We start from the raw sequence: 9824 nt of genomic DNA on the forward strand, positions 1-9824 counted from the left end.
CGCAGGTTAAATAATAAATTATTAAGCTACTTATTTTACTTTATAAACAGGAGTGATTTCATGAAAACGTTCCGTCTTTGTTCTCTGATAATTTTATTCGACGAACCCCCTGCAGAAAATGAATCTGTACGCGGTAAAGAAATCCCTATAAAAGAGGGACTTATCATCAATAAGGAAGAGTCTGAAAAAAACTGGCTGTTAGAAGCAGTTGTCCACAAAGACTGGAAAAATTTCTTTGAAGAGTATATCAGCCGAGACCAGCATGTAATGGCGGAAGTGACTATTACAAAAAGAACGAATGATCCTGCAACCTTATACTGCCAGATTAAAGCAGTCCATGAACTGCAGGAGCATTTGTCTATTCATATTGAAGGACGAATTGTAGCAAAGAAGGAAGACCTCTCTGATATGCTGTTAAGAAACTTGCTTGACGAAGGTTTCAGCGGGGAAGAACTGTACGCTGAATTCCGCCGCCGAAAAAAAGACAGGGGCCGTGCCATTCAGGGTATTCTTTCAAATGCCTATGAACAAGCAAGAGCAAAAGGTTTTGATGAAAAAAAATGAAGATTATAGATACTCATATTCATCTTTCGCATATTGAATCATTCCAGCATACAGCAAAAAACATTTCACAGGTAAATTATACCCACCAGGGCCTGTTGGACGAAATGTATCATAGTGGCGTAATACACAGTATCGGCATGGGCCTGCATGAAATGGAGGGAGGACAAGGTTTTCCTGATAAATCTGCAGTCACTCCCATGGGTTTGGATTTATTAAAAGGAAGCTGCAAACAAATATCTTTATGTGCAGGGATTAATCCGTATCGATTATCTAAAGGAGATCTGCATAAGTTAGAACGTGTGCTGCTGGATGAACGGACTGTAGGAATTAAAATTTATCTGGGTTATTATCCATTTTTTCCTTATGACAAAGTGTATCAGCCTGTATACGAATTAGCACGCAGATATTCACTACCTGTCGTTTTTCATACGGGCGACACCTATTCCAAAAGAGGATTATTAAAATATTCACATCCACTTTCTATAGATGAAGTCGCTGTTTATCACCCGGAAGTTACATTTATTTTAGCTCACCTTGGTGATCCATGGATGCTTGATGCTGCTGAAATCCTGTACAAAAATGATAATGTATACGCGGATCTTTCCGGTCTTATTGTCGGCTCAGAAAAAGAAGTAGAAAGAATCTGTGCAATTCCGCACTACTTTGATCATTTCCGGCATGCACTTGCTTATGGCGATTCATATGATAAGCTTTTATTTGGAAGTGACTGGCCCCTTGTCCCTTTAATACCTTATATTAATTTTATTAAATCAGTTATACCTGCGGAACACTGGGAAGATGTATTTTATAATAACGCTTTAAAGGTTTTTAAAAAATTATAATTTAAGCTGATTATACTTGTATAATTTAGTACATAAGCTTAGAATTACGAAAGAAAGGAGCTGACGAGATGCTACATAAAAAGAAATTTTTAACTGCAGCAGCAGGAATTGCTCTACTGACTGCCTGTGGTGATACTAATAATGAAAATGCAGCTGAGGAAAATCATCAGGAAGAAGCAAACAGCAATGCGGAGGAAACTGAGCAGAACGAACAATCAGAGATTGAAGAGGAAGAAAATGAAAATAATAGCGCCGCTGCCGTGACTGAGGGAGGATTGGAAATGCCTCAGATTTCTGGAGAAACTGAAAGTCTTCCTCAAGCAGTTATTGAAACAAATATGGGAGATATTGAAGTAGTTTTTTATCCGGAGAAAGCTCCTTTAGCGGTCGAAAATTTTCTGACGCTGGCAGAAGAGGATTATTACAATGATGTTATTTTTCATCGGGTAATCGAAGATTTTATGATTCAGGGCGGTGATCCTTCCGGTACAGGTATGGGAGGAGAGAGTGCTTTTGGTGAAGCTTTTGAAGATGAGTTTGATCCATCTCTTGCGCACTTTAATGGAGCACTATCCATGGCCAACAGTGGTCCGGACTCAAACGGAAGTCAATTTTTTATTGTGCAGGCTGGCAGTGAGAATCTGACAGAAGAAATGTTTGAAGAAAGCGGTTTTCCGGAAGAAACTATAGAGCATTATCTTGAAGTAGGTGGTACGCCTCACCTTGATAACCGCCATACTGTTTTCGGCCATGTTATAAGTGGAATGGACGTAGTGGATGAAATTGCTACTGTTGAGACTGAAGGTGCAGATATGCCTGCAGAAGATATTGTAATCGAAGATATCGTTATAACTGAAGATATGGAATAAATTAATGTTTTACTTCCAAGAAAAAAGACCCCGGGTTTCCGGAGTCTTTTTTCTTATGTATACCGATTATTTAGCATTATCACGGAACATATAAAATACAAAGATTGCCAGGATTACAAAAGCTAAAATGGAAAAAATAATTTCAGTAAATCCCATCCCGCCATTGTCAGATCCATTCCCATTTTCCGCTGCAAATACTACAGCTGAAGGAAGAAGCAGGAACAAAGCAGAAAAAATTCCAAAGGGCATTAACTTATTCAGCATACAATTAAACCTCCAATTCTACTCACATATCACGTTTATTATAAAATGAAATACTGCGCAAAGCAAATTTTTTAATAAGTTCATGTAATATATATATAAAAGATATATAGCAGTAAACCATAAGTCATGGTAATCTAGACTTATAAAGGGTTTATTATGAAAGGGGTATTTAATTGAAGACTGATGGAATATTATTAGAAAGCGGAACAAACGAACTGGAAGTGATTGTATTTAAGGTTGGTAACGGTACATTTGGTATTAATGTTATGAAAGTAAGAGAAATAATCCAACCTGTGGAAGTCACGAAGATGCCCCATTCCCCTAAAAATGTGGAGGGTGTTATCCGCCTGCGGGATGAAATTATTCCTTTGATTAACCTATCCGAGGCACTTGGATTTCCCCCGTTGGAAGAGCATTCGGCAGATAAGCTGATAGTCTCTGAACTAAATCAAGTAAAAGTAGCATTTCGTGTTCATGCTGTGTCACGAATTCACCGTATATCCTGGGAACAAATTGAAAAGCCGAATCAACTGAGTCAGGGCCTGGAAGAATTAACTATTGGTGTAGTGAAGATGCAGGATAACATGGTTCTTTTAATAGATTATGAAAAAATCGTATATGATATTATGCCTGAAGCAGGGTTATCTCTAAAAAAACTAGATGGATCTATAAATATTAAACGAGCAGAAAAAAAACTGCTAATCGCAGAGGACTCAAGAATACTGAGACAGCTTTTGGAAGAAACTTTAAAAGAAGCTGGATATTCAAATTTAAACTTTACTTCAGATGGAAAAGAAGCTTGGGAATATTTGAATGACAGTGAGTCGTCTTTCGACGCAATTATAACCGATATTGAAATGCCGGTGATGGATGGGCATCATTTAACTAAAATTATAAAGGAGAATGAAGTTTATAAAAGCATTCCTGTCATAATTTTTTCTTCTTTAATAACTGGAGATCTGTTTCATAAAGGAGAAACAGTTGGCGCAGATGCACAGATAAGCAAACCTGAAATAGGCCAGCTTGTAAGAAAACTTGATGAACTGACTGGCTTGTAGCCGCCTGAGTATTCACTATATTGAACAGCAGGCACATCAAAAGCTTTTACAAAAAGCTGTTTATTAATACAGGAATCATAAATATAATAAATTCATTACCGTATTCTATAACAGAGAATGCGGTTTTTTAAATTTTTTATGATGTTTTACAATGATACTTTTTTTGGATCTGCTAAAGATTGGTGTGGTTAAAAGAAAAGCCTGTGTCCTTTTTCTGCGCTTGGTGCGGAGAAATCCTTCCGCTATCCCTTCGAAATAAGCAGGGTTCCGCGCAGCCAATCCAAGCAAGACAAAAATCGTCTTACTTGGATTCAAGAGCCCGGATGGCTTTCCACCTGCTTTACGAATTCGTCTGCAGTTCGAGACGAATCTTTGATCTTCACGCTTTCTTTTTCCACAGGCGTCTACACCGCTTTGTCTTCACTATTTTAGTAGAAAAGCTTGTAATAGAAACAACCTTTTTCTTTGGTTTCGCCAATGGAAAAACGAAGCGAAAGCCGGCAGACGCCTGTATAGAGAGTGAGCATTGCTCCGCTCGCCCAGCAGTCAGCTTCACTAAGAGTACGAAGATGACTTTAAGATCATTTGGTCGGCTGCACCAATGCTGCCGGCGGTGAAAGTGCACACCTCCTTTGGAAGAATGAGCTAAAAAGAGCCAGAAGTGAAGCGGGGAAGCAGAAGAACTCTTCCACTGCAGATCAGGTTCAGCAAAGTTTCCTCCCTGCAGCATTGACCATTATCAGTTACCTTCATGCAGAAAAACTGCACCATAAAAGATGAAATTATTCTGCTGTGCAACGAAGGAGTATAGTTCATAGGGTAAGGCTTTCAAAAATACATCAGCTTTATTATTTCTTTTTAGCAAACTTTTATTTTCAACGCAGCTAATTCATTGAATGAATATTTAAAAAATTTAAAAATTGTTATAATAAAGGGTTGCGTTTTCCAAACTGTTATAATACAATGAATTTAACAAAAATATTTGGAGGGATTTTAACATGATGATGTCCAGCGTAGAATTTTTCCGGAACCTGCCACCAAAGCAATGCAATAAGTGTGGGAACACTTTAGACGAAATGCATGAATCGTACATTCAGCAGTGTGATGAATGTGAAAAAGATGTAACCGTACTAAAAATGTAATAAAAAACCGGCAGCTTGCATAAAAGAGCTGCCGGTTTTTTTGTGTGTATTAGCACAGGATAGCAAAACAGGCTGCTGAAAAACTAATTTTCTGTATAAGCGTACGATTTTATGCTTTTTTCTCCGAAACGGACTCTCTCAGCTAACCTGCTTCCTTAAAAGAGAAGCATGGCTTCACGCAGCCAAATCACTGGAAAGCGAAGAGTTCTTTCCAGCAGGTAATGCAAATAGATGAAGACCGGTCGGCATGCTTCCGCAGGAAAGCGGAGGAGAACGTTATACATAGCAAATTATAAATACAAGTAATTCCTAATTTTATAAACACGTGGGCAAATAATCTTTTTTTGCAGCTATTTCGAATTGGAAAACAATCAGGCTGCAAATACTTTCATTTAAAAATATGCAGATTTAAAAAGAGTTTCTTTAATCAACCTTGCAATTAAGTTATAATGACTAGACTATTGAGGGAATAATATTTAAAGTGGAGGACACATGTTGAATAAAAGCTTAACGGAAAAAGCAGAAATATTTGCAAAGGATTTCTTTTCATCTGATACTACGGGACACGATTGGTTTCATACTGACAGAGTCAGAAACCAGGCTGTAGCAATAGCTGAGGAAGAAGGAGCATCAATAGAAAAATGCGAAATTGCTGCACTTCTGCATGATATTGCAGATGCTAAGTTTCACGAAAGTGAAAAAGCAGGAAAAGAATATTTAAAGAACTGGTTAGCGCATCAGAAAATGTCTTCTGAGGAAATAAATGATATTTTACTTATAATATCTACTGTTTCCTTTAAAGGCGGGAACAATACCTCTCCAGCAACTTTGGAAGCTGAGATAGTTCACGACGCCGACCGCCTGGACGCGATTGGTGCAATTGGAATTGCGAGATGCTTTATGTTTGCGGGCAATAAAAATCATGACATGCACCGGCCGGGGAGAGCATCCCGTGAGAACATGTCAATCGAAGAGTACCGTGATGATAACAGCAGTGCGGTTGACCACTTTTACGAAAAACTGTTAAAACTCAAAGGGTTAATGCTGACAGCTTCCGGGAAAAAACGGGCAGAACTTAGACATAACCGCTTAGTAAATTTTCTTGACGATTTTTATTCTGAGTGGGAGGGCCATTCATAATTTCTGCTTATTAAAACCGTATCTCGGGTAAGTGCAGAATATAGACTTTATTAGGAGGATGAATAATGCGATTAGAAAATAAAAAAGTACTCACCGTAATTGAAAATGATTTTGAAGATTCCGAGCTGATTTACCCACACTACCGGCTGCAGGAAGAAGGTGCTGTATGCCATATTGCCGGTAAAGAAGCAGAAAAGACGTATTATGGTAAGAATGGTGTACCTGTAGTATCTGATTTTTCGCTGGACCAGATATATATTGAAGAATATGATGCTATTCTGATACCGGGCGGCTGGGCACCTGATAAACTCAGAAGATATGAAGAAGTGATAAAGATGGTGAAATATATGAATGATCAGAAACGGATCATTGGTCAAATATGCCATGCTGGCTGGGTTCTTATATCTGCAGATATTTTACAAGGAGTTAAAGTTACAAGTACCCCCGGTATTAAAGATGACATGACAAATGCAGGAGCAGAGTGGCATAATGAAGAAGTTGTGACAGATGGGCATATCGTTTCCAGCAGGAGACCGCCTGATCTGCCGGCTTATGGCAGAGCACTTGTAGAAGCAATCGAAAAATAAAATCAGCTTTTCCCACCGTATACCCGGTGGGAAAATTTTCTTTCATGGCTTATTAGAGGTTTAAAACTTATTGGAGGAAGCAGTAATGAATGAATTTAGCTGGATTACAGCGTTAAAAGAATCCCAAATGGATTTCAGTATTCGGGATCCTCATTTGAGAAACCAGCCGGTGCAGCAATACTTAGCATTTTATAATTTCGATATTACATTATTTGATTCGTATCAATGCGGCTTTGTCAGTAATGAATATTCTCCTTTATACATACAATATTTTCAGAAAAATAAATCAGCACAGGTGGTATTGTATATTCACGGCTATTTGGATCATACCGGAGGAGCGTCCAAGACGATAAACTTTTTGCTGAAGGAAGGGTACAGTGTTTTAGCTCTTGATCTGCCGGGTCATGGATTGTCTCCGGGAGAGTCGGGCAGTATCGCTTCATTCAATGAGTATGTAGAAGCGGTAGAAACAGCTTATAAAATTGCTGAAGATTTTGCAGCTGGTGCACCGGTCAGCGGGGTAGGACACAGTACTGGAGCTGCTGTATTATTCCATGCAGCATGCAAAAACAATTATTCCTTCAAAAAATTAATTTTAGTTGCACCTTTATATCTTCCTTACAGGTGGAAAAGTACGAAAGGGTTCATAAAGGCAGCAGGAAAAGTTTTTTCCAGACAGAAACGCAGATTTAAAAAGAACTCCAACGACAAATTATATAATCAATTTATTAAAAATGATCCTCTGCAGGGAAAATGGCTGCAGCTGGAGTGGACGAAAGCGCTGGAATTCTGGCAGAAGGATATTTTTAACTGCTCTGTGTATGAGGGAGAAGTAATTATTTTACAGGGTACGAAAGATACTACAGTGGAATGGAAAAAGAACCTGGAGTTTTTCAGAAAGAAAGGGGCAAATGTAGACATTACTGTCTTCCCGGGAGCAAGGCATCAGCTGCTGAATGAAAGCCAGGTCCATAGAGAAAAAGCGGAACAGCTCATCAAAGAATCATTAGGATAGAAATTTATCTGATGAGACAGAAGCAGAATTCTAAAGTAGGAAGAACTTGGGTAAAGCTCTTTATCCGGAAGAATCTTTTCCTGGACGCAAACCTGCTTTATGAGTAGTGGGATATATTATTATATGTTAAAATAACCGGATAGCAGTGAATGGTTACTCTTAATAAATATTAATAAGGAGGTCCCCGCAGTGGATATATCAATGCCTGTATTTGAGCAGGCTTTATTGGACGGTGATCACGGGAGAGCTCTGGCAATTGTGAAAAAGTGGAGACTGGATGCTTCTAGATTTCAAGTGTTCCGCGACCTGCTGACTCCTGCAATGTACAGCATTGGCCTGAAATGGCAGCAGGGAGATATAACTGTCGCGGAGGAACACTTAGCAACCGGAGTATGTGATTTTATATTAAACCAATCGGAATACGAATTACTAAGTAATTCTAAGTCGATAGATGCAACGCCAAAGGCATTCTTTTTTTCTGTGAAGAATGAACAGCATTATCTCGGCCTGAAAATGGTTTCCATATTGTTCAGAGAAAGAAACTGGAATGTAAAATTTCTACAGTCTGATCTTCCGGTAGTAAAAGTGATGGAAGAAGTGGACCGCTGGAGACCGGGTGTTATTGGTTTATCTTTTTCCTTAAGCTATAGAGCGGAAGAACTGGGAGATTATTTAAAAGCACTCGATGAAAGAAAAGACCAGATGGAAGTGCTAGTTGGAGGAAGGTTGATACACAAGTATGATTTCTCTTCGATAGGCTCTTTGAAGACGACATTTATAAAAAATTTAGATGATCTTCATTACTGGTTTACTAATCAAGAAAGAGCTGGGCGGGATAATAAAGATGGAACTACAACTACCTCTTCCATTATATAAATTTAACAAGGAGTATGAAATCTCTTTTCAATCTAAAGAAGCAGAATTATTATTTTCCGTGCAGCAGAGTGTGCTGGATATATTAGACGTAGAAAGCATAGCTAAATTTAAAGGGCTGATTGATCATGCAGGCACAGTTAAAGGTGCAGAAATTAATCTGCTTTCCGTAAATGGAAGTGTGCTGTTATGTACAATGTATGCGGACTGGGAGGATGGAATCTGTGAATGTGCTTTTATCCCCTTATCAAGCAGTTATCACCGGGTTTCTGACAAGCTGACCGGGCTGCAGAACAGGTTGTCCGAAACGAATTTTGAACTATTTGAAAAGTCCGAGGAACTATCTGAAATTCTGAAGCGGTATTATAAGCTGTCAGGTCCTTTTATTGAATTAACTGAGTCTTTGGCCATTGTCCCAATCTTCGGAGACCTGTCCAGGGAGAAACTCCAGGCAATTCAGGCAAACGTTTTTGAAAGAGCATTCCGGGCCCAGCCTGACCGGGTCCTGCTGGACTTTACAAGTGTCGGCTTTATCGAAAAGCAGGATGTTGGTCACCTGAGAGATTTTATAGTTACTTTTAAACAAATGGGAATGGAAACCGTTTTAATCGGAATGCACCCTGCACATGCCAGAATATTAGCCCCTTTTAAAAATGAGCTCGAAATAAATGTTGATCACTCTGCGAAAACAGCGATTAAATTTTGGATGGAAAAAGAGAACTTAAGAGAAAGTAGGTAGGTCTTATGAGTTATCACCCTACTCCGTGAGTAGTTACCGATGAAGTTGAGTTCAACTTCCCGGATAAAGAAGTGATTTCAAAAGGCAGTGCATCAAAACGCCAGGTTTTTTTAACATTTGATGATGGACCGGGAAAATATACAAATAAGATTCTGGATATCCTGGGAGAAGAACAGGTGCCAGCAGTATTTTTTTGGCAGAGCCGGCTTTTTCATTATAAGAGACCCTGGCAGCGGTTATTAAAAGAAGGACATAAATTAGGATTGCACAGTCATTTACATGTAAATCTTGAGAAGATGACTTTTGAAGAGCAGTGCCGGCAGCTGTTGACTAATGCTGAAATCCATAAAACTGTAACAGGCACGATTCCGGAGTTATTCAGACCTCCTTATGGAAGGTATAACCAGGACACGCTCAGGATCGCAGCTGAAATGAATTTGTCTACAGTGCTTTGGAATATTTCTTCTTTCGACTGGATCAACAGAGAGACGCCGGAAAATATTGTCCGAAACGTACGGGATAACGCCTCTCCGGGTGCAATAATTCTTCTGCATGAACTTCCGCAGACAGTGGAGATTCTGGAGGAACTGATAAGAACATTAAAACAGGAGGATTATTCTTTTTCGAATGAATTAGTATAAGGGCCGTTTCAGAAGTTTAAAACTTTTGAAGCGGCCTTCACTCGTCTATGAGACTAAGGACATGATACAACTATTGGAACTATAGTATAA

12 protein-coding genes are annotated in these 9824 nt (G+C 38.9%); 11 read left to right on the top strand and 1 reads right to left on the bottom strand.

The window, feature by feature from the left end; translation table 11 throughout:
• The first annotated feature begins 60 nt into the window (after positions 1 to 60).
• The 3 genes from BLP92_RS02225 to BLP92_RS02235 all read left to right on the top strand — a co-directional run bounded on the left by BLP92_RS02225 (position 61) and on the right by BLP92_RS02235 (position 2275).
• On the top strand, positions 61 to 564 hold the full coding sequence (locus BLP92_RS02225; RefSeq protein ID WP_090840159.1) for a YwpF-like family protein: 504 nt from the start codon (positions 61 to 63) through the stop codon (positions 562 to 564).
• Positions 561 to 1406, top strand: a complete 846-nt coding sequence (locus tag BLP92_RS02230) for an amidohydrolase family protein (protein WP_090840160.1) — start codon at positions 561 to 563, stop codon at positions 1404 to 1406. The genes BLP92_RS02225 and BLP92_RS02230 overlap by 4 nt, the downstream gene beginning before the upstream one ends.
• 68 nt (positions 1407 to 1474) lie before the next feature.
• On the top strand, positions 1475 to 2275 hold the full coding sequence (locus BLP92_RS02235; protein ID WP_090840162.1) for a peptidylprolyl isomerase: 801 nt from the start codon (positions 1475 to 1477) through the stop codon (positions 2273 to 2275).
• A 66-nt stretch (positions 2276 to 2341) separates the two neighbouring features.
• On the opposite strand, the gene BLP92_RS02240 is transcribed toward BLP92_RS02235, so the two are convergent.
• Positions 2342 to 2539, bottom strand: coding sequence for a hypothetical protein (locus BLP92_RS02240; RefSeq protein WP_090840164.1), 198 nt, complete (start codon positions 2537 to 2539; stop codon positions 2342 to 2344).
• A 173-nt stretch (positions 2540 to 2712) separates the two neighbouring features.
• Between BLP92_RS02240 and BLP92_RS02245 the strand changes: the two genes are divergently transcribed.
• The 8 genes from BLP92_RS02245 to BLP92_RS02290 all read left to right on the top strand — a co-directional run bounded on the left by BLP92_RS02245 (position 2713) and on the right by BLP92_RS02290 (position 9734).
• Positions 2713 to 3597: a chemotaxis protein gene (locus BLP92_RS02245; protein ID WP_244516623.1), complete on the top strand. Its 885-nt coding sequence runs from the start codon at positions 2713 to 2715 to the stop codon at positions 3595 to 3597.
• 1004 nt (positions 3598 to 4601) lie between these two features.
• A complete protein-coding gene (gene yhfH / locus BLP92_RS02260; protein ID WP_425284411.1) occupies positions 4602 to 4739 on the top strand; it encodes a protein YhfH in 138 nt (45 codons plus the stop codon).
• A gap of 492 nt (positions 4740 to 5231) precedes the next feature.
• Positions 5232 to 5879: an HD domain-containing protein gene (locus BLP92_RS02265; protein WP_090840171.1), complete on the top strand. Its 648-nt coding sequence runs from the start codon at positions 5232 to 5234 to the stop codon at positions 5877 to 5879.
• A 65-nt stretch (positions 5880 to 5944) separates the two neighbouring features.
• Positions 5945 to 6466 (top strand): type 1 glutamine amidotransferase domain-containing protein, encoded by a 522-nt coding sequence (locus BLP92_RS02270; RefSeq protein ID WP_090840173.1) that lies wholly within the window; start codon positions 5945 to 5947, stop codon positions 6464 to 6466.
• A gap of 85 nt (positions 6467 to 6551) precedes the next feature.
• Positions 6552 to 7481 (top strand): alpha/beta hydrolase, encoded by a 930-nt coding sequence (locus BLP92_RS02275; protein WP_090840175.1) that lies wholly within the window; start codon positions 6552 to 6554, stop codon positions 7479 to 7481.
• Between the two features lie 189 nt (positions 7482 to 7670).
• Positions 7671 to 8357 (top strand): cobalamin B12-binding domain-containing protein, encoded by a 687-nt coding sequence (locus BLP92_RS02280; protein ID WP_090840177.1) that lies wholly within the window; start codon positions 7671 to 7673, stop codon positions 8355 to 8357.
• Positions 8326 to 9093, top strand: a complete 768-nt coding sequence (locus tag BLP92_RS02285; protein WP_090840178.1) for an STAS domain-containing protein — start codon at positions 8326 to 8328, stop codon at positions 9091 to 9093. The genes BLP92_RS02280 and BLP92_RS02285 overlap by 32 nt, the downstream gene beginning before the upstream one ends.
• Before the next feature lie 71 nt (positions 9094 to 9164).
• On the top strand, positions 9165 to 9734 hold the full coding sequence (locus tag BLP92_RS02290) for a polysaccharide deacetylase family protein (RefSeq protein WP_244516624.1): 570 nt from the start codon (positions 9165 to 9167) through the stop codon (positions 9732 to 9734).
• The last annotated feature ends 90 nt before the right edge of the window (positions 9735 to 9824 follow it).

Origin of the sequence: Alkalicoccus daliensis (assembly GCF_900103955.1) — a bacterium.
Classification (GTDB): domain Bacteria; phylum Bacillota; class Bacilli; order Bacillales; family Salisediminibacteriaceae; genus Alkalicoccus; species Alkalicoccus daliensis.